This window comes from Lysinibacillus sp. FSL M8-0134 (assembly GCF_038069745.1).
Taxonomy (GTDB): domain Bacteria; phylum Bacillota; class Bacilli; order Bacillales_A; family Planococcaceae; genus Lysinibacillus; species Lysinibacillus irui.
The window spans coordinates 1,332,733-1,355,744 of record NZ_JBBPAJ010000001.1; the positions used below are offsets into that span (position 1 = coordinate 1,332,733).

At 37.0% G+C, this 23,012-nt stretch carries 21 protein-coding genes; 12 read left to right on the forward strand and 9 right to left on the reverse strand.

All coding sequences use genetic code 11. From position 1 onward, the window contains the following. The first annotated feature begins 14 nt into the window (after positions 1-14). From MKY49_RS06510 to MKY49_RS06520, 3 genes are all read left to right on the forward strand, one after another. Entirely contained in the window at positions 15-1,109 is a 1,095-nt protein-coding gene (locus MKY49_RS06510) for a sensor histidine kinase (protein ID WP_341386912.1), read from the forward strand. A gap of 87 nt (positions 1,110-1,196) precedes the next feature. Then, positions 1,197-2,111, forward strand: a complete 915-nt coding sequence (locus tag MKY49_RS06515) for a D-alanyl-D-alanine carboxypeptidase family protein (RefSeq protein ID WP_341385820.1) — start codon at positions 1,197-1,199, stop codon at positions 2,109-2,111. Between the two features lie 657 nt (positions 2,112-2,768). After that, positions 2,769-3,872, forward strand: coding sequence for a CamS family sex pheromone protein (locus MKY49_RS06520; protein WP_341385821.1), 1,104 nt, complete (start codon positions 2,769-2,771; stop codon positions 3,870-3,872). 272 nt (positions 3,873-4,144) lie between these two features. Here MKY49_RS06520 and MKY49_RS06525 read toward each other — a convergent pair whose 3' ends face one another. The 3 genes from MKY49_RS06525 to MKY49_RS06535 all read right to left on the reverse strand — a co-directional run bounded on the left by MKY49_RS06525 (position 4,145) and on the right by MKY49_RS06535 (position 7,395). Beyond that, positions 4,145-5,053, reverse strand: coding sequence for a TIGR03943 family putative permease subunit (locus tag MKY49_RS06525; RefSeq protein WP_341385822.1), 909 nt, complete (start codon positions 5,051-5,053; stop codon positions 4,145-4,147). A gap of 11 nt (positions 5,054-5,064) precedes the next feature. Beyond that, positions 5,065-6,063: a permease gene (locus MKY49_RS06530; RefSeq protein ID WP_341385823.1), complete on the reverse strand. Its 999-nt coding sequence runs from the start codon at positions 6,061-6,063 to the stop codon at positions 5,065-5,067. 132 nt (positions 6,064-6,195) lie between these two features. Next, positions 6,196-7,395 (reverse strand): AraC family transcriptional regulator, encoded by a 1,200-nt coding sequence (locus MKY49_RS06535; RefSeq protein WP_274796289.1) that lies wholly within the window; start codon positions 7,393-7,395, stop codon positions 6,196-6,198. A gap of 155 nt (positions 7,396-7,550) precedes the next feature. On the opposite strand from MKY49_RS06535, the gene MKY49_RS06540 reads away from it, so the two are divergent. Then, on the forward strand, positions 7,551-8,309 hold the full coding sequence (locus MKY49_RS06540; RefSeq protein ID WP_274796290.1) for an SDR family NAD(P)-dependent oxidoreductase: 759 nt from the start codon (positions 7,551-7,553) through the stop codon (positions 8,307-8,309). 57 nt (positions 8,310-8,366) lie between these two features. On the opposite strand, the gene MKY49_RS06545 is transcribed toward MKY49_RS06540, so the two are convergent. The 6 genes from MKY49_RS06545 to MKY49_RS06570 all read right to left on the reverse strand — a co-directional run bounded on the left by MKY49_RS06545 (position 8,367) and on the right by MKY49_RS06570 (position 14,395). Continuing rightward, entirely contained in the window at positions 8,367-10,028 is a 1,662-nt protein-coding gene (locus MKY49_RS06545; RefSeq protein WP_341385824.1) for a methyl-accepting chemotaxis protein, read from the reverse strand. Beyond that, the gene (locus tag MKY49_RS06550) at positions 10,025-11,011 is read right to left on the reverse strand and encodes a BMP family lipoprotein (RefSeq protein ID WP_312505708.1); all 987 of its coding nucleotides are present in this window, start codon (positions 11,009-11,011) and stop codon (positions 10,025-10,027) included. Before MKY49_RS06550 ends, MKY49_RS06545 begins: the two co-directional genes overlap by 4 nt. Positions 11,012-11,395: 384 nt before the next feature. Next, a complete protein-coding gene (locus MKY49_RS06555) occupies positions 11,396-12,664 on the reverse strand; it encodes a PTS ascorbate transporter subunit IIC (protein WP_274796295.1) in 1,269 nt (422 codons plus the stop codon). Positions 12,665-12,699: 35 nt separating this feature from the next. Beyond that, a complete protein-coding gene (locus MKY49_RS06560; RefSeq protein WP_274796296.1) occupies positions 12,700-12,963 on the reverse strand; it encodes a PTS sugar transporter subunit IIB in 264 nt (87 codons plus the stop codon). Beyond that, on the reverse strand, positions 12,960-13,418 hold the full coding sequence (locus MKY49_RS06565; RefSeq protein WP_341385825.1) for a PTS sugar transporter subunit IIA: 459 nt from the start codon (positions 13,416-13,418) through the stop codon (positions 12,960-12,962). The genes MKY49_RS06560 and MKY49_RS06565 overlap by 4 nt, the downstream gene beginning before the upstream one ends. Positions 13,419-13,483: 65 nt before the next feature. Beyond that, positions 13,484-14,395: a LysR family transcriptional regulator gene (locus MKY49_RS06570; RefSeq protein ID WP_313470290.1), complete on the reverse strand. Its 912-nt coding sequence runs from the start codon at positions 14,393-14,395 to the stop codon at positions 13,484-13,486. Between the two features lie 138 nt (positions 14,396-14,533). On the opposite strand from MKY49_RS06570, the gene MKY49_RS06575 reads away from it, so the two are divergent. From MKY49_RS06575 to MKY49_RS06610, 8 genes are all read left to right on the forward strand, one after another. Next, positions 14,534-15,499, forward strand: a complete 966-nt coding sequence (locus MKY49_RS06575; protein WP_322605349.1) for an ABC transporter ATP-binding protein — start codon at positions 14,534-14,536, stop codon at positions 15,497-15,499. Continuing rightward, a complete protein-coding gene (locus tag MKY49_RS06580; protein WP_341385826.1) occupies positions 15,496-16,521 on the forward strand; it encodes an ABC transporter substrate-binding protein in 1,026 nt (341 codons plus the stop codon). Before MKY49_RS06575 ends, MKY49_RS06580 begins: the two co-directional genes overlap by 4 nt. Positions 16,522-16,573: 52 nt before the next feature. After that, the gene (locus MKY49_RS06585) at positions 16,574-18,235 is read left to right on the forward strand and encodes an ABC transporter permease (RefSeq protein WP_341385827.1); all 1,662 of its coding nucleotides are present in this window, start codon (positions 16,574-16,576) and stop codon (positions 18,233-18,235) included. Beyond that, positions 18,228-19,298 (forward strand): MBL fold metallo-hydrolase, encoded by a 1,071-nt coding sequence (locus MKY49_RS06590; protein ID WP_341385828.1) that lies wholly within the window; start codon positions 18,228-18,230, stop codon positions 19,296-19,298. The genes MKY49_RS06585 and MKY49_RS06590 overlap by 8 nt, the downstream gene beginning before the upstream one ends. Then, a complete protein-coding gene (locus MKY49_RS06595) occupies positions 19,291-20,100 on the forward strand; it encodes a hypothetical protein (protein WP_341385829.1) in 810 nt (269 codons plus the stop codon). Before MKY49_RS06590 ends, MKY49_RS06595 begins: the two co-directional genes overlap by 8 nt. A gap of 187 nt (positions 20,101-20,287) precedes the next feature. Further along, positions 20,288-21,586, forward strand: coding sequence for a M48 family metallopeptidase (locus MKY49_RS06600; protein WP_341386913.1), 1,299 nt, complete (start codon positions 20,288-20,290; stop codon positions 21,584-21,586). 84 nt (positions 21,587-21,670) lie between these two features. Further along, positions 21,671-22,489 (forward strand): YitT family protein, encoded by an 819-nt coding sequence (locus tag MKY49_RS06605; protein WP_312505696.1) that lies wholly within the window; start codon positions 21,671-21,673, stop codon positions 22,487-22,489. A 123-nt stretch (positions 22,490-22,612) separates the two neighbouring features. Next, the gene (locus MKY49_RS06610) at positions 22,613-22,984 is read left to right on the forward strand and encodes an MmcQ/YjbR family DNA-binding protein (RefSeq protein WP_312505694.1); all 372 of its coding nucleotides are present in this window, start codon (positions 22,613-22,615) and stop codon (positions 22,982-22,984) included. Positions 22,985-23,012: the final 28 nt, after the last annotated feature.

Sequence of the window (23,012 nt, forward strand, 5' to 3'; positions counted from 1 at the left end):
GACTGAAGAGAAAAATGGTAGTACAAATTATTATTATCCTTCTCTTAGCGATCATCATAGGTTTATTTATAAATTTTGCATTCATTGATGGAGTCTTGCAAGCTCCTTTTGCAGATGCCTTTGTTGACTTTTGTGAAAAAGTCTTGCAGCTCGATTATTTTGCTGCACAAAATGCCTACAATGTGTTATTCCAACAAAATAAACCCCTTTGGCTTGCTATCGGTTTTATTGTATTATTATTAATCATTTTTTATATTGCCTTATCTCGCTTTACTCGTTATTTTCATCAAATTAGTACGAGTATCACAATGCTTGCCGATGAGTCAGATAAGGAAATTCAACTTCCCGAAGAGCTTGATTTCTTGGAGAAAAAACTAAATGATGTGAAAAATAAATTAGAAAAACGTGCGAGAGATGCTCAAGAAGCGGAACAACGTAAAAATGATCTAGTTGTCTATTTAGCGCATGATATTAAAACACCCTTAACATCCATTATTGGCTACTTAAGCCTTTTAGATGAGGCAAGGGATATGCCTATTGAGCAAAAAGAGAAATATGTTGCGATTACGCTAGAAAAGTCAAATAGACTAGAACAATTAATTAACGAGTTTTTTGACATAACAAGATTTAATTTACAATCCATTGTTTTAGAAAAAGACCTTATTCCTCTAAATTATATGCTAATGCAAGTAGCTGATGAATTTTACCCATTGCTAGCACCAAGAGGGCAAAAAGCCGTTGTCAAAATAGATGGAGAAATTAATATATATGCAGATGGTCATAAATTAGCAAGGGTATTTAATAATATTTTAAAAAATGCCATTGCCTATAGTGATTCAAATAGTACAATTGAAATTAGTGCAAAAAGCGAAAACAATCAAACGTATATTTCGTTTACTAATACAGGAAAGACAATTCCTCCTGAAAAATTGACCATGATATTTGAAAAGTTTTACCGTTTAGATAATGCTAGGTCTACACAAACAGGTGGAGCTGGTCTTGGTTTAGCCATTTCAAATGAAATTGTCCAAGCCCATGGCGGGACCATTACGGCAACTTCTAATAATGGGAAAACAGTTTTTACTGTGATGATTCCAACGAATTCTTAAGAAACCTTAAGAATTCACTAATAGTTAATTAAAAAAAAGCTCCTTTTTTTATGGTTGAATAAAACTATAAGAGAAGGAGTTGTTTTTATGACGAGAAAAGGTGTTTTAAGTATATTGTTCCTTATCATCATGCTACTTGGTTATTTACTAGTAAAAGAAACACCCGTGTCACTACGTCAGGAAATTGTCGAATCACCTAACGTAGTGCAAACAATGGGTAGTAATATGCTCAATATCGATTTATACAGTGCTAATGCAATATTAGTGAATTTAGATGAAAATCAAGTGCTACTAGAAAAAAATAGTGAGGAAATTATTTATCCTGCATCCTTGACAAAAATGATGACGGTTTTAGTCGCGATTGAACAGATTTCAAATTTACAAGAAGAAATCGTGTTACAAAAAAATATCTTTAATGATTTATTCCAGGAAAATGCGTCTGTGGCGGGTTTTCTCCCGAATGAGAAGGTAACTTTAGAGGATTTATTATATGGTTCCATGTTACCCTCAGGTGCAGAAGCATCCATTGGTTTAGCTGAATATGTTGCTGGATCAGAAAAGGAGTTCGTAAAACTTATGAACGATAAGGCACAGCAGCTAGGAATGAAAAATACACATTTTATGAATACAACGGGATTGCATCATCCTAAACATTATACGACAGTAAAGGATATGTCTTTACTCTTACAATATGCATTAACCAATCATGAGTTTCGCAATGTTTACACAGCAGAACGATATTCTATTAAGCAAACAAACCTTCACCCCGAAGGCATTACATTTACAAGCCGCATGTTTCAGCATATGACTACATCTGCATTGCCAGGAGGAGAAATTGTAGGTGGTAAGACAGGCTATACAGATGAAGCTGGTTTGTGTTTAGCAAGTCTAGCCGTTGTAAATGGACAAGAATACGTGTTAGTAACAGTAGGGGCAGAAGGAAATCCTCGAACGGAGCAATACAATATCACCGATGCACTTTCGGTATATAGTCAATTATAGGCTGGATAAAAGTGAGGAAAATACTTCAATGTGATGGAGCTTTTGATCAAAAATGTGTGGCTCCCGCTCCAAGTTGAGGAGAGGGCGCTCATAAAAGGATGGCCCCCGCTCCAAATTTGGGAGTAGCCCGCTCATAAAAGAGAGAACCGCTCAAAGTTCAGGAGAAGCCGCTCATAAAGTGAAGAAAAGCGCTCCAATAAGGTGAGAAGTCGCTCATAAAGTGAAGAAAACCGCTCCAAAGTGGTGAGTAGTCGCTCACAAAGGTAAGAAAACCGCTCCAAAGTGAAGGGTATCCGCTCAAAAAGGTAAGAAAACTGCTCCAAGATGGGGAGTAGCCGCTCCAAGTTGAGGAGAGGTTGCTCATAAAAGGATGACCCCCGCTCGAAAGGTGGGGAGTACTCACTCAAACAAAAAAGGCAAATGCTCTAAGTGATTGACACTATGACGAGGGACATCCTATATTAACCAGATACTCTATTAAAGATCAATGTTCATTTTTCTTGAGCATTGATCTTTCTTTTGTGATTGACCTTGTATAGAATGGTGAGATTTATTAATTTATAATGTTTTATTTTGGAAAATTTGGTATGGTTAAGTTATAGGAATAAACAATTATTACATAATCGTCAAGGAGTAATCGTAATGAGGAAAAGGCGAATGTTATTTTTAATTGCACCAATATTGTTAGTAGCCTCTTGTAGTAGTGATGTTGAGGGTGTTCCTACTAATGAGAAAATGTATACTTCATCTATACAAAAAAAGGAAGTTTATGAATTTCAACAGCCTGCAAAGTCCACTATTGCTAGAGGCTTAATCACCAAAAATATGAATAATGCCTTGAATATAAATGAGATAGAAAATGGATTAATGAATTTATCTGTGAAGCATTTTCCAACAGAAAAGTTTTACATGCAGGAAGGTCAATATTTGGATGAAAAAATGATTAGTCAATGGTTAGAAAGAAAAACAGAAGAAGGTATAGGTTTAAACCCTGCCATTGAAAATAGGACGGGTAATGTTTTAGAGGATGAAAAAAAGTATCCTTTGATACTCTCTCATGTTTTAGAACATAATTTTATAAATAAAAAAACTAACAAAATAGAAGGTATGTCGATCGCAATATCTCTTAATGAATTTTATGATATACGAGTAACGGATGACAACGGTTTAATTTACACTGGCCAAGTGAAAGTTGATGAAAATGATGATAATATTCATGATGTGAAAAGGTATGGGAAAGAAGTAGCTGAAAAGATTATTAAAGACCTTAGAAAAAATGAAAAAGTACCTCGTGTTCCCATTTATTTAACTTTATATCAGGAATCTAATATCAATGATATTATTCCAGGCGTATTTTTAGCTGAAACATTTATGACACAAGGGGAAGATACCATAACAAAGTGGTCTGAGGTTGATAAAAAGTATTATTTATTCCCATCAGATGCGTTATATAGTTTAGACCAAAATATGTATAATAAATTATTAAATTTTAAAGAAGAAATACAAGATGGATTTAAACATTTAAACCCGAAAATTATAGGGAAACTTCGATATGAGGATGACCAATTAACTGATATTAAAATCGATGTAAATGTTCCTCTTATTAATGATACAGAATTGGTAGGGCTATTACAGCTGATTAGTACTAAACTAAATTTTGATTACATTCCCATTACAGTTCGAGTTATCGATCAGGGAGCGGATGTGGGCATTGTTCTTTGGGACCCAATAGAAAAACAAATTTTTGCAACCCCTTTGTGAGTAGTTAATCATTTCAAACATAAAAAATCTAAAGGCTCAGCTACCTATTGTTAATTTCGTAACTTGTATTTACAGTTATGCTCTTTTATGAATTTGGTGCTCGTTAATAGAGTACCTATCTTATGGATAAATGGCATGGATGTTACGCCAAATTGATAACTATTCCCGGTTATTGTAAAAATGAAAAGACACTTTTTTTATGGGTAGGCATTTAGCTGTTCCTGGGATTAAATGATGAAAAAGGGCAAATTATTCGCTTTGCCCTTTTATTGCTAGAAGCTCATTCGGATGTTAATAGGATAAAGGTAAGGTGATTCGGGTTGTTCTATTGTTACACAATCTTCAATATGGATAACAGGTAAGCTAGTTCCCTCATAGGTTGTTTGACTAATTGTACCAACCACTTCAATCCATGTATCTTCTGTGAGAGAGGGAGCCTCAGGAAATTCTGTTAGGAAGCCTACGATACTTGCATCAGCTACACAATGGGTAATAAGAAATCTTGAAATAACGAGTTGCTTTTCTGTAAAGCTTTCTTCTTTTAAAACAAAGCCCTTCAGCTGTATTTTCTTCCCTAAATAGTTGACCAAATTTTGATTAATCTCTTCATAATAAATCGTATAGTCCTTATCAGTCATTTTCAGTATAGGTTTTTGTGAGAGTTGTTGCTTTAATCGCTCATATTGCTTTTTTGTCATCTCCTGTTTTTCCTCCAACAGTCGGGGATCAGCCTCATGTTCATCGTAAATATTTTCATCAATCGTTTCATTTGAAGTGAGGTAATCCTCTATTTTAGATGATTGACTTTGTTGGGTGAGAATAAAGGCACCACCTTTTTTATCAGCAATGGCAGCATCTAAAATTTTAGCTGGTACGAAGAAGCCTGTCAGTATGGGGGTCATGATAATGAGATAGGCTATCCATGAGTAACCATGGTGGTGATGAGAGCAACAAGCTTGTCCAGCATGATCACAGTGATGGGGAGACTTTGAAAAAGATATAACTCTAGTCAATTGAACAAGAAAGAGTACAAAAAATAAAATGGCAGCTGTTTTACTGAGGCTTTCATATTTAGGGTTTATGAATTTTGTTAGTTCCCCGGTCCAATGCAGGCTGGCAATCATAGCTGAAAAGGCGAGTAACATCAAGGCTTTTAACGCTTGTTGAAAGTGAAATTTCATGGCTTTCCCCCTTAGAGATACGCTGAAAGAATCCATATACTAATGTAGACAACTGTAGCCACTAAGGCGATTAACCATAAGACAAATTTAATACGAAATACGCTCATCAACATAATGGTATTTTTTAAATCAATCATAGGGCCAAAAATGAGAAATGCCAGAATGGATGGAGTGGAGAATATAGCACTAAAGGATGCACCAATAAAGGCATCAGCTTCCGAGCAAAGTGATAAAATGAAGGCTAAGCCCATCATAACTAAAATAGAAGAGGGGACACCTTCTCCAATTTCTACGAGTGTTTTGGTAGATACATATGTTTGTACAAAGGCAGCTAAAAATGCTCCGATAATTAAGTATTTGCCCATATCAAAAAATTCATCAATGGCATGTTTGAACATATTTATTAGCTTTGTGACAAAGGATGGTTGTTGATTAGTTGTTGTCAATGAAATGGGTTGTACAGAGCTCTTAAATTGTGAACCTTTAAAAAACAAGCTACTGAGTAATGCGATAATAATAGCAATGACAAAGCCAACTAGCATCCGAAGGCCAGCTATTTTTAAATCATTTCCAAATGCCATGTAGGTGGAGAGAATAACAATGGGATTAATGAGTGGACCAGTTAACATAAATCCTATAGCAGCATGTATTGGTACGCCTTTGGCAATCAATCTTCTAACAATAGGAACAATCCCACATTCGCAGGCAGGAAATAAGGCTCCTACAAAACAACTCATGACAACAGCCATCAACGTATTGCGAGGAATCCATCTTTGGATATGTTCCTCTTTAATGAAAATTTGAATAAAACCGGCAATCAGTATCCCAATTAAGACAAACGGTAATGCTTCAATTAAAATACTTAAAAATATAGTGTGTAGACTGAGTAAAGAAGAACTTAGATCTTTGAGTGCTGAGAAGTTGAATAAGTTTAGTGGTAGCAGACTTACGAATAGAATAAAGAGGAACCAAAAATTCAATACATATCTAGTAATAGGGAGACGTTCCACATATACCTCCTTAAAGTGTAATGATTACGTTTTAATGTAAGGTATGTTTTAGGAGATACAGGTATTACTTCAAATCAGGAAAGAGAAAGTAAAAGTAGGTGGCTACAGTGCTTCACTTTCTCTTTTTTTACATCATTTACGAGAATACTCATTTCTATATTGCTTAGGGGTGATATCCGTAAATTTTTTAAAAACTTTAATAAAATAACTTTGGTCTGTGAAGTTCAGTAATGAGCCGATATCAAGGATTGGATAGTTTGTAAAGGTTAATAGTTTTTTCGCCTCCTCAATTTTTTGTTGCTGAATATATTCGCTTAAGGAAATTCCTACTTCTTTTTTAAATAAAGAAGAAAGATAATTTGGGCTTAAGTGGCAAATTGCTGAAAGTTGATCAAGTGTGATTTCACCATATAGTTGATTTTCGATCGTGTGGATGCAAGTTGTAATGGGTGCTGAATATTTCTGTTTATTTGTCTTTGACACACGACGCGTAAAATCGTAAATAGCTTCCTCCATTAATGAAAGAATGTCGATTAAGCTATTTTGATCCTCAAGCTTTTGTATGTAGAAATCATTTAATGTAAAGGCTGTTTCTTCATTTAAACCACCTTCAATCGCTGCACGACATATAAGGGCAACTCCTGTAATCATCAAGTACTGTACACTTCTTAAATTATTACGTTTGGAAAGTACTCCTAGTTCTGCTTGCTCCATAATGGAATAGTTTAAAACTTCATTTAGATTTTCCATACGTCCATTTTTCACATAGTCTAACAGTATTTTTTCGTAGTAAAGATTTGTATGAACAATAGCATTTCTTCTAGCATGTGAAAGTTCTATCGCAGTATTTTCCTCATGACGAATTAGGGGCTTTAATGCTTGGTTGTGTTGAATAACAGCCGTTTTAGTTAATTTCTTTTGATAGATTGAAAAATAAACAAATAAACTAATAGCTAAACATTGCTGATAATGAAGATGAGGAATCATCTCGTGCTCATGATAAGTAGTTGGATTCACAGCGTCTTCCATTTCTGGTGAAAGGGAAGGGCCAACGACAATGGCTCCTAAATATTGTTCATCGATTTTTAGGTTGATATAGAAAAAATTAAATTCAGCATGAGAGAAAAAAATTGGATAATCATTTGAAGCTCTATGATATGGATATGCTGTTAACTGTTCCTTTAAAGAATGATAGGAAGGATTATTTTGATAGTCAGCTGATGGAAAGTCAAAAATAACTTCTCCTAATGCATTAATATAAGAAACAGGAAGGTGATGGGTTTCATAGATGAGTTGACTTATGTATTGAAGATCAATTGTCGATATTTTCACGTTTCTTCCCCCGTTTATAATAGTAATGAAAGCAATTACAATTTTTATTGTATAGACAATGAGAAAGTACTATTTTGTGTAGAATAATACAATAAATTAAGGAGAAGTAGCAATAAAATAGATACTGAATTCAAGATGTTAGGGAGGAATAGAAGATGGATCTTTTGAATAAAATTGCAGTTGTAACAGGTGGAGGAAGTGGTATTGGAAGAGCCAGCAGTTTGAAACTTGCTAGCAATGGTGCAAAAGTGGTAGTTGTTGATTTCAACAAGGAAACAGGGGAAGAGACATTAAACTTAATTAAAGAGCAAGGCGGAGAAGGCATTTTCGTTCAGGCTGATGTTTCAAAAAGTGAAGATGTTCAGAAATATGTCAATGCGGCAGTAGATACTTATGGACGTATTGATGTATTTTTCAATAATGCTGGAGTTATTCAAAAAATTTCTCCATTAACAGAGATCGATGATTCAGAATATGATCGTATTATGGCAATCAATGTGAAGGGTGTATTCCTTGGCTTAAAACATGTTTTAAAAGTAATGGAAGGACAAGGTAGCGGCTCTATTATTAATACGGCTTCAACAGCTGGCGTTCGTAGTGAGCATAGTATGGCTGTCTATTCTGCAAGTAAGCATGCAGTAGTAGGTTTAACAAAGTCAGCTTCCTTAGAATATGTAAAAAAAGGCATCCGTATCAATGGTATTTGTCCAGGTGGAGTAGAGACAGCGTTAACAAACAGCGTAACAAATATGTTTGAAACAGGTGGCTATATTCCTGAGGAACTTCCGAATATGAGAATGGGACGCTATGCGAAACCAGAGGAACTTGCTGAAATGGTTGTGTTCCTAGCATCAGATAAAGCAAGCTATATGACAGGCTCAATCGTGCTAGTAGACGGTGGCTTAACTTTATAACATTCAGAAATCCAGTGAAAGTCTTCACTGGATTTCTTTAGGTATTGCGTCTAATGGCTATAATGTAAATTTTTTTAGCTCATTCATCAATGTATCTGTCATTTCTTGAAGGTCGATTATTTTTGTATTAATTTTTTCGAAGGCTAGTAGCTGTTCCTGTGTCGATGCAGATATTTCTTCTGTACCAGCCGCTGTTTCTTCAGTAATGGCTGAAATATTTTCAATAGTACGATTTACTTGTTGGCTCATGTCATTCGTATGACCCATTTCTTTTATAAGATGTTGTAAATCATGATGGATATTTGCAATTTGGGTCGCAATCACTGTGAAAGATTTTTCTGTTTCTTCCATAGATTGTGCTTGCTCATTTGAAAGCTGATAGCCACGTTCAGCCGTAGTTAGTATATGGGTAATGCCATCTTGAATTTGCGTTACCATTGAAGATATTAAAGTCGTTGCATGCTCTGTTTCTGTTGAGAGCTTTTTAACTTCATCTGCGACAATGGCAAACCCTTTACCCGCTTCTCCCGCGCGTGCAGCCTCGATAGCGGCATTTAAGGCAAGTAAATTCGTTTGGCTTGCAATCGTGTGGACAGCATTAGCTGCTCCTTCAATTTCTGAGGTAAATTGGGAAAACTGCGTAACAGCCTCTTTAATATCAAGTGATGTGGTTGAAATATCCTTCACAATAGTAGCTTGCTTTTCTAATGAGTACTGCCCATTATGAACGGCTTCCAATGCCTGTTTACCTGTTGTAGCTGATTGCTCGCTTGTTAGCATGACACCTTTGAATTGATCAGCCATACCATTCATCAGAATCGCAACAGATTGGATGTCCTCTGACATTGTGTAGCTTCCTTTTGCTAATTCATCAGTAGATGTAGCGATTTGGTTACTGCTTTCATGAATATTTTTCATATGGCTCGTAACATCTTGTGTAAATAAATTAACATCCTGTCCGATATGATCAATCGATTGAACTGTACCTTTTAGATTATTCATCATCTGTGAAAAGCTTTCTGTTAATCGATCGATTTCGTCTCGACTGTTTGGTTGATAGGAAAGGGTAGCGGTATCAATCGTTAGATCCCCTGTAGCTGCGGCCTGTGCACATTCTACAATTTGATTAATCGGTTTGGTAATTCTTTTCGCAGCCAAATAGGAGTAAATAATTGTTGCGATAATTAATAACACACTACCAATGATTGTCGAAGTTGTAATGAATCCTATTTTTTGCTTTGTGACTTGTATCATCTCCTGATACCATTCGTTCGTTTCTTTTTTCAGCAAATACATATCATTTAAAATACCTTTGATTCTGATGGACTGCTTTTTAATTTCAGAACGGTTGTTTTCTTGAAAGCCGCTTTCTGTAGCTTGTTCCAGATATTTAAATTTACTAGCTATTTTCTCGATGATTGCTTGATGCTCTGGTATTTTTGAGAGAGCGGCTAATTCGTCTACATTACTTTTTGTTTCTTGTAATATAGCAAGTGCTTCGTTTTTATTGGCTTCACTTTCTAAATAGGTGTAATTATTTAATGATTGGCTGGCAACCACCAGACTTTGTTCAAGTTCCTTTACTACAAGTAAAAGTTCAGTGTCATCCTGTGCTGTTGTTTGAATCGTAAATGTTTGCATGATAATGAAACCAATCATAGCCATTGCCAGTACGATTGGGATCAGTGTATTCATAAATAATTTTTTACGTAATGTCACTGGCCATCCCTCTTTTCTGCAGTTACTTTTATCGTACCTGCAACAATGGCTTCTCTTGCTTTTTCAATGGCAGCTTGTTGCTCGGTTGTCAGTTGAATAACGCGAATATCGGCTAGTCCCACGCCTTGATCGGCGAGACCTAAGGCAAACGATTTTTCCGTTATTTTTCCGTCTTCTACTAATGTCTTCGCAAGTTGATAGACGGCAAGGTCAACATTTTTTAGCATGGATGTAACCACCGTTTTTTCAGCAACAAAAAATTGATCAATATCAACACCGGCTGCATAAATGCCTTTTTCTTCGGCCTTTTTAATTGCCCCAAAGCCAGTAAAACCAGCGGCATGGTAAATAAAATCAACGTTATTTTTAATATATTGATCAGCTATTGCTGCGCCTGCCTGAGTATCATCAAAAGTACCAGCATATTTACTCAAAATTTCAATAGTAGGTTTTACGTAACGAGCTCCCTCAATAAATCCATTTTCAAAGTGATGGATAACAGGAGCATCTGCCCCACCAATAAAGCCTATTTTTCCTGTTTTGCTTGTCATAGCTGCCACCATACCAACTAAAAAGCTACCTTCCTGTTCTTTAAAGGTAATGGAAATTATGTTGTCGACCTCGGATTGTCCATCAATCAGTATAAATTGCTGCTCTGGAAATTGTTTTGCTGTCTTTTCTAGCGCTTCTTGTACTGAAAAACCTAGGCCGATGATGATATCGTATTTTTCAGCAACAAGCTCGTTCAGCTTTTCCTCGTAATTACCATCAGGTGCCTCTTTGTAATCAAATAAAATGCCAAGCTCATCTCGGGCCTTTTCTAGCCCCTTAAAAGCAGAATCATTAAATGACTCATCACCAAGTCCTGCATCTGAAAGTAAAATACCTATTTTATATTCCTCAGTTGATGATTCTGTCTGAGCTGTCGAGCAACCTGCTGCTAACAGAGCAATCAAAAGAAAAATAACCATTAATTTTTTCAAATTGTGTACCTCCTGTTGTTTATAGAGTATATATCGGCAAAATGTGAAGTTTTTTAGTCTGATGTCAGACATCGAGAAAAAATAAATATTAGTTTTCTGCTATATATCCATACTAAGTGACACATATAAAGGAGGATTACAAATAAAGTAATCGTTTTATTAAAGTTTCCGCAGCAAAAAGCCTACCGCTAATAGCGCTAGGCATTCATAATGTAATTTTTATGAAAATTGATAAGACTTTCCATGCCAGAATTGCTTGGTGATGAATTCCTGGTGGCATGCAATGAGCCGCGCGATGCCACTAGAAAAGAACGCTGGCATAACCAAAATCAACTCCACGTCAATCGTTCTTTATTAACAAAATGAAAGCTAATTACATCAGCTTTAAACCGCTCCAAATAATTTTAATAAATTAATAATAATAATACCGATAACACCGAAGTCTGAATCGCCAAAGGTTGTTCCTTCATAGCCAATGTCTCCCATAAAGATAAGAAGGATAGCTGGGATAAAACTAATTAATAAACCGTTAGCAAAAGCTCCTGCCATGGCACCAATTCTGCCGCCTGTGGCATTACCAAAGACGCCTGCTGCAGCACCTGTGAAGAAATGCGGAACAAGCCCTGGAACAATAACCTTTAGTCCGATGAAGGGGAGGATAAACATAGAAACCACCCCTGCTAAAAAACTAAAGATGAAACCAATGATGACGGCATTCGGTGCAAAGGGGAAGATGGTTGGGCAATCTAGTGCTGGCTTTGTATTTGGTACGAGTTTATCAGCAATTCCTTTAAAGGCTGGAATAATTTCTGCAATTAACATCCGAACGCCTGCTAAAATAATATAGACGCCTGCAGCAAATGTAATCGCTTGCATAATCGCGAAAATAATAAAGTTAGACCCATTAGACAATTGTGCCTCGATATAAGAAGGTCCTGCGAAAAGGGCAACAATGACAAAGAATATAGCCATTGTTAAAGAAATAGCGACAGAAGTATCACGTAAAAAGCCAAGTGATTTTGGTACTTGTATGTCCTCTGTTGTTCTCGCTTTATTACCAACTAACTTGCCGATTTTGGCAGAAACATAATAGCCAACACTGCCAAAATGACCGACGGCAAAATCGTCACTACCAGTGATTTGTCGGACTGTTGGTTGTAAAATAGCAGGGAACACGACCATACAAAGACCGAGGATAATAGATCCGACAATAATAAGTGGTATACCACTCATCCCACCTACAGACAATGAAGCAGCGATTAAACAAGCCATAAATAATGTATGATGCCCAGTTAAAAAGATATATTTTAATGGCGTAAATCGCGCTAATAATAGGTTCATAATCATTCCGAATACCATAATCAGTGCAGTAGCTGTACCAAAATTAGTCTGAGCAGCTGCCACAATGGCTTCATTGTTAGGAATGACCCCCTGTACTTGAAAGGCATGGTCGAACATTTTACTAAAATGATCTAAAGAGCCAATTAGGACAGTTGCTCCTGCACCAAGGATGACAAAGCCCATTATGGTTTTTAAAGTACCTGAAAGAACTGTAGAACTTGATTTCTTTTGAATCAGTAAACCAATCAATGCGAATAGGCCGACTAATATAGCTGGTGTTCCTAAAATGTCATACATGATAACATCTAACATATTCAACACCTCATCCTATCCAATTTTTTAAGTGCCTAAAGAAATGGTTCTAGCTTTTCTTTAATTTCCGCAATGCTCATCATATTAACGATGCTCACAATGATTCCTTTGTCTTTTGCTAGTTCATTTACAATGTCGGCGGCGCCTAAATAAATATCTGCTGTCTCCGCCTTTGCGGATGCTAAATCCGTATGTGATACCTCAGCTTCTTTCCCTAATGCCTCTAATGCTTTTTTGACATTTAACTCTAAAATAAAACTACTGCCTAAGCCGCTCCCACATACAACTAAAATTTTCATTCTGTTGACTCCTTTGTTGTATATTGTTTGATTTTCTCCCATAGCGTGTCTTGATGCTGACAGGCAATAAGGTCGTCAATCTGGTCAGGATTTTGTAATACTACTATCAAATCTGCCAAGGCTTGTAAATGTGACATATTATCGATGGCCGCTAACACAAAAATTAAGTAAACAGGCTGATTGGGACTGAAAAATACAGGCTTTTCTAAGCATAGCAAACTCATTCCTTGTTCATAAACGCCATCAGTTGGTCGCGCATGTGGAATGGCCACTTTCGGTGTGATAACGACGTAGGGACCATATTGCTCAATGGATTGAATCATAGCTTCGATGTAACGTTGTTCAATCTTGTTGTACTGTAATAATGGGCTTGCCGCTAAATGAATGGCTCCCTGCCACGAATGGACAAAATTTGCAAGCTGTATACAATCCTTTGTCAACAGCTTGGTTAGCAAGGACAACCCTCCTTTCTAAAAGAATAAAATGTCCCCATTTCATGTTATTACGGCTACCTGTGGAATTATGTCATGACGGAAGACTTTTTTAATTGTTGTGCAACTTCATCAATCGACTGTTTGACAAATTTATCAATCGTGTGATCTAAGCGCGTTTTAGGATAAATAAATTGAATTTTTCTCTTAAGTGTCACATCATGTAAATCCTTTTTTACTAGTAATCCGGATTTTAATTCTTCCTCTATTAAAGCAACAGATAAAAAAGCCACATTTTTTTCAAAGGTCAGCATCTTTTTAATCGTGCTTACAGAATCCAATTCAATCGTATACATAGAGGGCTGAAAAGGATTCATCCATTTTTCAATAAAGTGATTCGTGGAGCTAGAGGACGTGTGCAATAATAGTTTGTTTTTAAGAACATCTTCTTTTGTGATGTTCTTTTTTGTTGCTAGCTCGTGTGTAGGACTGCATGCCAAAACGAGTGCATCTTCACCAATAGTCTCGTAATGAAGTAAAGGATTTTCCTGTTTAGTTTCCATAATAAGTCCGTAATCTAACTCTTGCAGTGCAACTTTTTCTTCAATTTCAGGTGCTGTTTTTACTTCCAATGAAATGCGAATCTCTGGATAAGCTGTTGAAACTTGATGGATTAAATCTGGCATGAAAATATGCGCAGGCAATCCACTTGCCCCAAGTCGCAATGAGCCAATATGTCCTGCCAAAAGGGTTTCGACAAAACGATTCATATCCTTTTGGAGTTGAACGATTTGACGGGCATAATGATAAACACCCTCGCCAGCCTCTGTTAAACGATATCCTCCTGCATTTGTTCGAAACAAGCGAATGCCGTATTCCTCTTCAATAGAGCGGATATGAAAGGACACTGTAGGGGCTGTAATGCCAAGTTCTTTGGCAACAGGGGCTAATTTTTTTAATTCTACGAGTAAGCAAAATGCCTTTAATTTACTATTATTCATTTTATCCTCCTAAAGCAAATTAGAAAAAATCTTGCATTTACTTTAGTTTATTAGATTTATTTTAACGAGTTATTAATAGTAGATTAATATTTTCTAAATATCTGGAATTTATAGTTGTACATAACGAGGAGGATATGTATGAAAATCTCATTAACCAATATCGAGAAAAAATATGGGCAATCCCAAGCATTATGGCCTATCGATGTGGAGTTAGATCAACAATTCATTACCATTCTTGGACAATCAGGCTGTGGTAAAACAACCTTACTAAAATTGCTTGCAGGCCTTGAACAACCAACGAAAGGGGAAATTCGATTTGATGACACCGTAATTTATTCTTCGGAATCTCGCAAAAATGTCAAACCGAATAAACGCAATATTGCCATGGTTTTTCAGGATTTTGCACTGTGGCCACATATGACCATCTATCAAAATATTGCCTTTGGCTTAAAGGGGATTGTTCCTAAGTCAGACATTCCGGCTCGAGTGGAACATGTCATGCAAATGGTTAAAATGCAAGGCTATGAGCTACGGAAGCCTGGTGAATTATCGGGAGGCCAACAGCAACGGGTAGCATTAGCGAGGGCTTTAGCAACCAATCCTAAATTGATTTTATTTGATGAGCCATTGTCAGCTCTTGATGCTGTCCTCAGAGAGCAAATGCAAGACGAAATCATGCATCTTATTCATGAGCTTGATTGCCAGGCTATTTTTGTCACACACGATCAAACAGAGGCCATGACCATGTCTGATCAAATTATTGTCATGGAGGCAGGGAGGATTGCTCAAATCGGCTCACCAGAGGAAATTTATCGAGCACCAGCAACACCGTACGTAGCAGATTTTATTGGCAAAGTGAATTGGCTACAAAATGGACATTCCATTGTACGTCCTGAAGGCGTTTCGAGTATCCAACGTCCAGGGACGATAACGAAGCAAGCGGAGATTATGAAAAGTACGTTTGTGGGTGACCGTTATTTAGTGCAAGCACAGGTGGAAGGAAAGCCATGGAGTTTTTATGAAAATCATCCCTTAGAGCAGGGAAAACGACTACAAGTATTTATTGATGAAAAACAAATCTATCAATTGGAGGGTTTACATTGAAAAAACGACGTTTTAAGTTATGGGCAACTGCTGGGATTTTATTGACATTAGCATTAGCAGGTTGTGGTAATAAAGAGGCAAAAGATGTGAAAGAAGCAAGTGCAAAGACACCGGAGGAGAAAGTACTGACGGTATATTCTGCTGGTCCAGATGGTTTAGCTGCAAATATTCAAGAAGCTTTTGAAGAAAAAACAGGGATCAAAGTTGAAATGTTTCAAGGAACTACTGGTAAAATTCTTTCTCGTTTAGAGGCAGAAAAAAATAATCCTGCAGCAGATGTTGTGGTGCTTGCGTCCGTTGCCTCCATGGATGGCTTAAAGGCAACAGATCAATTGCAAAGCTATCAAGATGCTGCCAACAAAGACAACATCAACAAGGACTGGTCTGATGGAGAGGGCTATTTCTATGGCTACAGTGCTTCAGCTTTAGGTATTGCTTATAATACGAAAAATACAACACAAATACCTGAAGATTGGTCCGATTTAGCAAAAGCCGACTGGCAAAACAAAATCAATATCCCCGATCCTAGCTTGTCTGGTTCTGCTGTTGATTTCTTATTCGGCTATACGGAAGCAGATAACAAGGCTTGGAGCACGATTGATACGTGGAAGAAAAATGGCTTACAAGTCAATGGTGCAAATAAAGAAGCATTAGATGCTGTTATTACGGGTGAGAAAAATGCCACGATTGCAGGCGTGGATTATATGGCGTATAAAGCAAAAGCGGACGGTGAGCCGGTAGAGATTATCTACCCGAAAAGTGGGACGGTAGTTAGTCCTCGTGCTGTTGGTATTTTAAAGGAAGCTAAACATGTAGAAGCTGCAAAGGCCTATGTTGATTTTTTACTGTCAGATGAAGGCCAAAAACTTGTAGCTGATGCTTATTTATTACCTGGAAATAAAGAGATTGCTGTTAAAAATCGAGCCGCATTAGATGAAATTCCACAGCTATATGTCGATTGGATTGGTGCCGAAGCTAAGCAGCTGGAAGTACTAACAAAGTTTACTGATTTATTTCGTTAAATAGGGGGGCTATACCTCCTTTTCAGTTTTCTATAGAAGGGTTGTAGTAGTCATGATTATGGAAAGAAGACGAGCTTTTGGATTTTTAATGGCACTTGTCACCGTTTTTGCTGTCGCTCCATTACTGGCAATATTATTTTATACCTTTACAAAAGAGGGGCAATTCGATGTTTCTCAGTTTGGCCGAATGTTCGAGCATGAAAGATTATGGCAGACACTTGCCAATTCAGTAGGTCTAGGGCTGTTCGTTATCATCGGGACAACGGTTATCGCTTTTCCTATGGCGTTTATCCGAACGAAAACAAGTTTATATCAATATGATTGGCTTGATATTGTGTTAACAATTCCATTTATGACACCGCCTTATATTGGTTCGATGGGCTGGATATTGTTTATGCAAGAAAACGGATTTCTTCAGCAACTAGTTCCAAGTGCGGCTTGGATGACGGACTCTTTCTTTTCTTTATTTGGCATGGTCATGATTATGAGCCTCCATCTCTTTCCGTTTTTGTATTTAATGTTAAAAAATACATTGCTACGAATGAATGGCTCGTTTTTAGATGCGGCACTTATTTTTGGAAGAAGTTCTTGGCGGAATTGGCTAACAGTTGTTTTACCACTTGTACTTTCAAGCTATGTTTTAGGCAGTCTACTCATTTTTATCAAAACGCTTGCTGAATTTGGAACTCCTGCCACATTTGGTAGTCGTATTGGATTTCAAGTATTTACAACCGAAATACACACGTATCTATCGAGATGGCCAGTCGATATTAGCATGGCGACCTCTCTCTCTTTATTTTTACTATCCGTTTGCTTAATCATTTGGTATTTCCAAAATCTTATTGGACGTCGTTATACGTATGGTGTACTTTCTGGAAAAACACCTGCTAAACGTGAAATCAAAGACAAGTGGTATATAAGAGCAAGCTCATGGATATTTGTAGGGATGGTCCTATTGCTGTCTATTGGTATACCTTATTTTTCTATTATCGTTACCTCTTTGCAAAAAGTAAGAGGAGATGGTTTACAAGCCGGAAATTTCAGCTTCGCTTCTTACCAGGAGGTATTTACAGCAGGAAGTGCAGGCTTAACGGCATTTATAAATAGCATTACTTTTTCAATTATGACAGCTATTATCACAGCCATTGTTGGATTATTAATTGCTCTTTATATTAAAAAAGGAGAAACCAAAAAACAACAGGTTTTAGATTTTTTTAGTTTAATGCCTAATATTATTCCAGGGATTGTTTTTGTTGTAGGGCTAATTATGTTTTGGAATGCTCCATGGCTGCCAGCAACCATTTATAACACGAAAGCAATGGTTGTTGTCACATATTGTGTTCTATTCCTACCCTACTCGGTACAGTATATTAAATCTTCGTTTTCCCAATTAGATGCTTCTATTTTTCAATCAGCCTCTATTTTTGGGCGTAGTAATTGGCATGTGTATCGTCGCATCATTCTTCCGTTATTAATGCAAGGGATTCTAACAGGTATGATGATGACCTTTATTATTTCAATGCGAGAGCTAGTAGCAGGTCTCCTGATTTTGCCGCCTTCAGTCGAGACGGGTGCCACATTTATCTATAGTCAATTTGAGCAAGGGAATGTAGGAGTAGGGATGGCGGTTGCTGTCATCACAGTCATTATGACAGTAATTTTTATGTTTCTATTAGATTGGCTGCAAAGACGAGGAGGACAGGCCAATGCTTAATATTGACATTTTAGGTGGCGTTGGGGAGTATGGGCGCAATTGCTTTTATATTGAAAACCGAGGACAGGCCATATTATTGGATTGTGGCATTATGAAAAATGCTGAAAAAACGCCACCAAATTTAACGCCTGCCCATATAAAAAAGCTACAAGCTGTCTTTATTTCCCACTCGCATATTGATCATGTAGGCGCATTGCCATTACTAAAAAAGATGGGGTATTCAGGACAAGTACTGATGAGCCACAGGACCGCACAGCAGCTTCAACAGCCTATACCAAATCTTCATACTTTCCATCCAGATTCCATAGGAAAATGGTTTAAGGTTAATGACTTTATTGCCTTCCAATGGGGCTATAGCGGACATTTAATCGGAAGTGTGTGGTACAAAATTCAATTTTTTGATGAAGTACTTTTTTTCTCAGGCGATTATGTAGCCGATTCTTATTTGTTAAAAGCAACCCTACCAGAGGAGGACGGGACCGTTTATGATGTAGCGTTTATTGATAGCGGCCATATAGAAAAATGTATTGATAATCTGGAAGTGTTACAGCAACTTGCTGCTTTCATTAAGGCTCAACCAAATCACGCTTTTATTTTTCCCTCCTCGTTTTCTGGCAAAACAGTTGATATGATCAGCTATCTTTCTGAACATACTTCGCGAGCTATCCATGTAGATACTAAATTACAAAATTTATTGGAGCAATATGATGAAGACCCTGACAACCTGTGGCCAAGCAAGAAGGTGTTGCCATTACGTCATCAGCACCTAGCGGACAGTGATCATATGCTTTATTTCGTTATGGAGCAGAATGACGCTCGGTTAGAGGAACTTGTAAAGAAGTATCCAACGGCCATTGTCATCCAAACTGGTTATGCTCATTCCTCGCTTAAGAGAAAAGATTTGAATCGTCCTGTAACGGAGTTTTTTTATAAAACGCATCCTGACTATCGAGATCTTATGAAGCTGTCGCAATGTATTCATGCGCGAAAAACTATCTATTTTCACAGTACTCATACAAATTTAGCAACAACATTAAAAAGGGAGGAAATCAATTATGGTTAACTTGAAAAAATGGGCTGTATATATGTGTGTGATGGGTTTGACAATTATCAGTATTATGGGTGTAAGCACAACAAAGGTGAAAGCAGCAATTGAGCCAGGACATGAAATTAAATTCAATGTCAAATCAGAGCTTTTCACAGAATCATCCAATATTCTAGAGGTTTTTCAGGCGGTTAAGAAGGATGATGTGAAGATTTACTTTTATGATACGCCTGATCAATCCTTTCTCCAAAACGATTATATTCACCGCTTGCGTGTATACAAAGGAAGCAATAAGATGGATATTACCTATAAAAAGCGCTTTTTGAATACACCATTGAGCGAAGCAATTGCAGAGACAGAAAGTCATGGTTTTACTGGTTCTGAATCCAATTACAAGTTTGAATTAGATATAAAGGGAAATCATCGTACGTTTACCATTAGTCGTAAAGAATCTTTAAAAACATCCTCGAATGTTTCTTACGATGAGGTAGATACGAGTACTGCAAAAAAACTGATTGTTGATAATTCACCAAAGAAAATTCTAAATTGGGATTCTGATGCTTGGTATAAAAATACTTTATCTCAAGCCGTTGTGTACGGTCCTGCTAATGCTACTACTTATAAAGGAAGCTTTTTTGGACAGGATGCAGATATTGAGGTGTGGCAGTATAAAGGAGACATTATGGTTGAGCTTTCTACAAAAGTAGATCATGAGGCTCAGGCAGCCGTAATTGAAAAGCAATGGTATAAGCAGCTACTATCAGCTGGCTATTTAAGTGAAGACCAACGAGGAAAAACAGCTTTTGTCATGGATAAATAGGATATAATATATTCGCAATATTTCGAAACGGTGAGAAAGCTTTTATGTCCTCGTTGATAGAAATGTTGCGAATTTTTTCTTAGTGAGCGGAGATGTTAAAAAAGTAGGTCCTTGTTTGTTCTAACTTTGGTAATTTCGCTTACACTTACTATAGGACAATCTTTGGGTGATATGAGGGGGAAATGACATAGCAAAAAAAATGGGCATTGTTACGCTGCTTCTATTCGGTGTTTACGTGCTTTGTATGTACTGGTATATATTCCATAGTGGTGGAGGGAAAATACCTAGTGCTTTACAAGGAACGGTTGCAGATCCAGTGATGTTTATGTCTGGCAAGGAACTTTTTTTGAGTGGTGAATATTCAAAAATACGGAACTTTTTATTCTTTGTAGCGACACCTTTGGAGTGGCTTGTTTACTTTATGATTTTATTGCTGGGCGTCTCGCGGTATTTTGAGAAGGTGTCTACATCTCAATCGAAATGGAAGCTATTACAAAATGCAGGCTACTTATTCCTATTGTCTTTATTAGTCTATGTAGTTTTATTCCCACTTAACTATTATCGCTACTATCTTAGTAAAAGCTATGGGATTAGTACTCAAGCCTTTGGATCGTGGATGAAGGATGGAGTCATCGATTTTTGGATCAACTTTGGAATGAGCCTGATTATCGTTACCGTTATTTATTGGCTTATTAAAAAAAGCGAAAAAAGATGGTGGCTCTATGCATGGCTATTAACTATCCCATTTACAATTTTTGTAATGTTCATCCAGCCAGTAGTCATCGATCCTTTGTACAATGATTTTTATCCGCTAAAAAATAAAGAGCTAGAAACGAAGATATTGTCACTTGCTACGCAGGCAAATATCCCGGCAGAGCATGTTTATGAGGTGAATATGGCGGAAAAGACCAATTCCTTAAATGCTTATGTGACAGGGATCGGTAGCAATTCGAGAATTGTGTTATGGGATACCACCTTAAATAGACTTACGGACAATGAAATTTTATTTATCATGGCGCATGAAATGGGACATTATGTAGAAAAGCATATATATTTTGGAATCGCAGGCTATCTTCTGCTTACCTTAATAGGGTTGTGGATAACGGCGAAACTTATGCGGCGTCTAGTTGCACGATATGGACAGGTTTTGAAAATTAATAAAGTGAGTAGTATCTGCTCGTATCCATTATTTTTACTCATCACCTCCATTTTATTATTTGCTTCCAATCCAATGTCAAATTTCGTGTCAAGATATCAGGAAACACGAGCAGACCAATATGCGATTAACCTCATGAATGATCGTGAAGCGGCAGTAACAGCATTTCAAAAGCTAACGATTTCAGGCTTAAGTGAAGTCAATCCACCACTATTGGTGAAATGGTTCCGTTATACCCATCCACCAATGCTAGAGCGTATTTATAAGGTTGCTGATACAAGCGTTCACAAGGAGAATGGCCCTTTGAAGGAAGAAAAAAAGAAAAAGTAAGGTCGTTAGGTTTTTCATTTAATGAAGTTGGGTAGTCTAAGAGAAAGTTCTATCAAAAATCGGTCGATTATAGGGGACATCATTATGCGTAATGTGATTATAATTACACTTTCTTCCATCGTAGTGGCCTTTGCTTATAATTTTTTGTTAATTCCTCATGAAATTCTCAGTGGTGGATTGAGCGGGATTGCCATCATGCTTGGGATTGTGACACCTTTAAATACAGGAGTGTTAAATTTACTCCTTAACTTGCCCTTGCTAATTATAGGTGTAATGAAGCTTGGCAAACGTTTTATTAGCTATACAATTCTTTCTGTGGCTGTTTTGTCAGTAAGTTTATATATTATTCCGGTTTACAAAGCGACACAAGAGCCAATCCTTGCATCGTTATTTGGTGGTGTCATTGTGGGTCTTGCAATGGGGCTAATTTTCCGTGCTGCAGGTTCCTCAGGGGGCTTTGATATTATTGCGATGCTTCTGAGCCGTAAACGAGATTTTCCTCTAGGTACTTTACTTGCCGCAATGAATGGTATTGTAGTGGCTGTTTCTGGTTTTGTCTTTAGTTGGGATGCTGCATTATTAACGCTTGTTTCTATTTATGCTACTGGAAAAGTGGTTGATACGATTCATACTAGCCATATTAAATTAACACTAATGATTATTACGAATAAAGGTGAGGAAGTTAAACAGCAGTTATTAGAAAAACTTCATCGAGGCGTAACCATTATTGATGCCAAGGGAGCCTACTCTGGTGAAGGTCGGAAAGTGTTGATCACTGTAATTACGCGTTATCAACTTGCTGATGTGAAAAGCACAATCAAGGAAACCGATCCTAAGTCATTTGTCAATATTCTACAGACGACAGAAGTAATAGGGATGTTTGATCGAGGTACAAGTAAATAACGCTATTTTCTACACACGTTTTCGATTATACTGACTATAATCGAACGTGTGTTTTTGTTATCTTCATTCTAAGAACAAGATAACAAGTAAAACAAAGCTTATGGAATGAAAGGGAAATGTAGGATGGAAAAGGAAAAGATTCATGCTTATTGTCTACAACTTCACGCAACAACCCATGACTATAAGGAAGAATGGCAGGCAGACCGTTATCATATTGGTGAGAAGATGTATGCCATGATTGGTGGTGATGGAAAGGGGAGACTAGTACTTACGTTAAAATGTGAGCCTGCTCGTGCAGAGGTTTTACGTGAATCATATAACAGCATTATACCTGGCTATTATATGAATAAGACTCATTGGAATTCGATTTATATGGATGCTACAGAAGTCCCTATGGATTTGGTAGAGCAACTTATCCAACATTCGTATGAGCTCGTTTACAGTAAGCTAACAAAAAAAGCCCAAAAGGAAATTGGATTAAAAGAAACTAACTAAACGCAATGCATGCAAAAGTTTTAAAGCG

Excerpts from the sequence above, each read along its gene's own strand:
- MKY49_RS06510 (WP_341386912.1), top strand. The coding sequence starts at position 15 with ATGGTAGTACAAATTATTATTATCCTTCTCTTAGCGATCATCATAGGT.
- MKY49_RS06515 (WP_341385820.1), top strand. The coding sequence starts at position 1,197 with ATGACGAGAAAAGGTGTTTTAAGTATATTGTTCCTTATCATCATGCTA.
- MKY49_RS06520 (WP_341385821.1), top strand. The coding sequence starts at position 2,769 with ATGTTATTTTTAATTGCACCAATATTGTTAGTAGCCTCTTGTAGTAGT.
- MKY49_RS06525 (WP_341385822.1), bottom strand. The coding sequence starts at position 5,053 with ATGAAATTTCACTTTCAACAAGCGTTAAAAGCCTTGATGTTACTCGCC.
- MKY49_RS06540 (WP_274796290.1), top strand. The coding sequence starts at position 7,551 with ATGGATCTTTTGAATAAAATTGCAGTTGTAACAGGTGGAGGAAGTGGT.
- MKY49_RS06555 (WP_274796295.1), bottom strand. The coding sequence starts at position 12,664 with ATGTTAGATGTTATCATGTATGACATTTTAGGAACACCAGCTATATTA.
- MKY49_RS06560 (WP_274796296.1), bottom strand. The coding sequence starts at position 12,963 with ATGAAAATTTTAGTTGTATGTGGGAGCGGCTTAGGCAGTAGTTTTATT.
- MKY49_RS06570 (WP_313470290.1), bottom strand. The coding sequence starts at position 14,395 with ATGAATAATAGTAAATTAAAGGCATTTTGCTTACTCGTAGAATTAAAA.
- MKY49_RS06575 (WP_322605349.1), top strand. The coding sequence starts at position 14,534 with ATGAAAATCTCATTAACCAATATCGAGAAAAAATATGGGCAATCCCAA.
- MKY49_RS06585 (WP_341385827.1), top strand. The coding sequence starts at position 16,574 with ATGATTATGGAAAGAAGACGAGCTTTTGGATTTTTAATGGCACTTGTC.
- MKY49_RS06590 (WP_341385828.1), top strand. The coding sequence starts at position 18,228 with ATGCTTAATATTGACATTTTAGGTGGCGTTGGGGAGTATGGGCGCAAT.
- MKY49_RS06595 (WP_341385829.1), top strand. The coding sequence starts at position 19,291 with ATGGTTAACTTGAAAAAATGGGCTGTATATATGTGTGTGATGGGTTTG.
- MKY49_RS06605 (WP_312505696.1), top strand. The coding sequence starts at position 21,671 with ATGCGTAATGTGATTATAATTACACTTTCTTCCATCGTAGTGGCCTTT.
- MKY49_RS06610 (WP_312505694.1), top strand. The coding sequence starts at position 22,613 with ATGGAAAAGGAAAAGATTCATGCTTATTGTCTACAACTTCACGCAACA.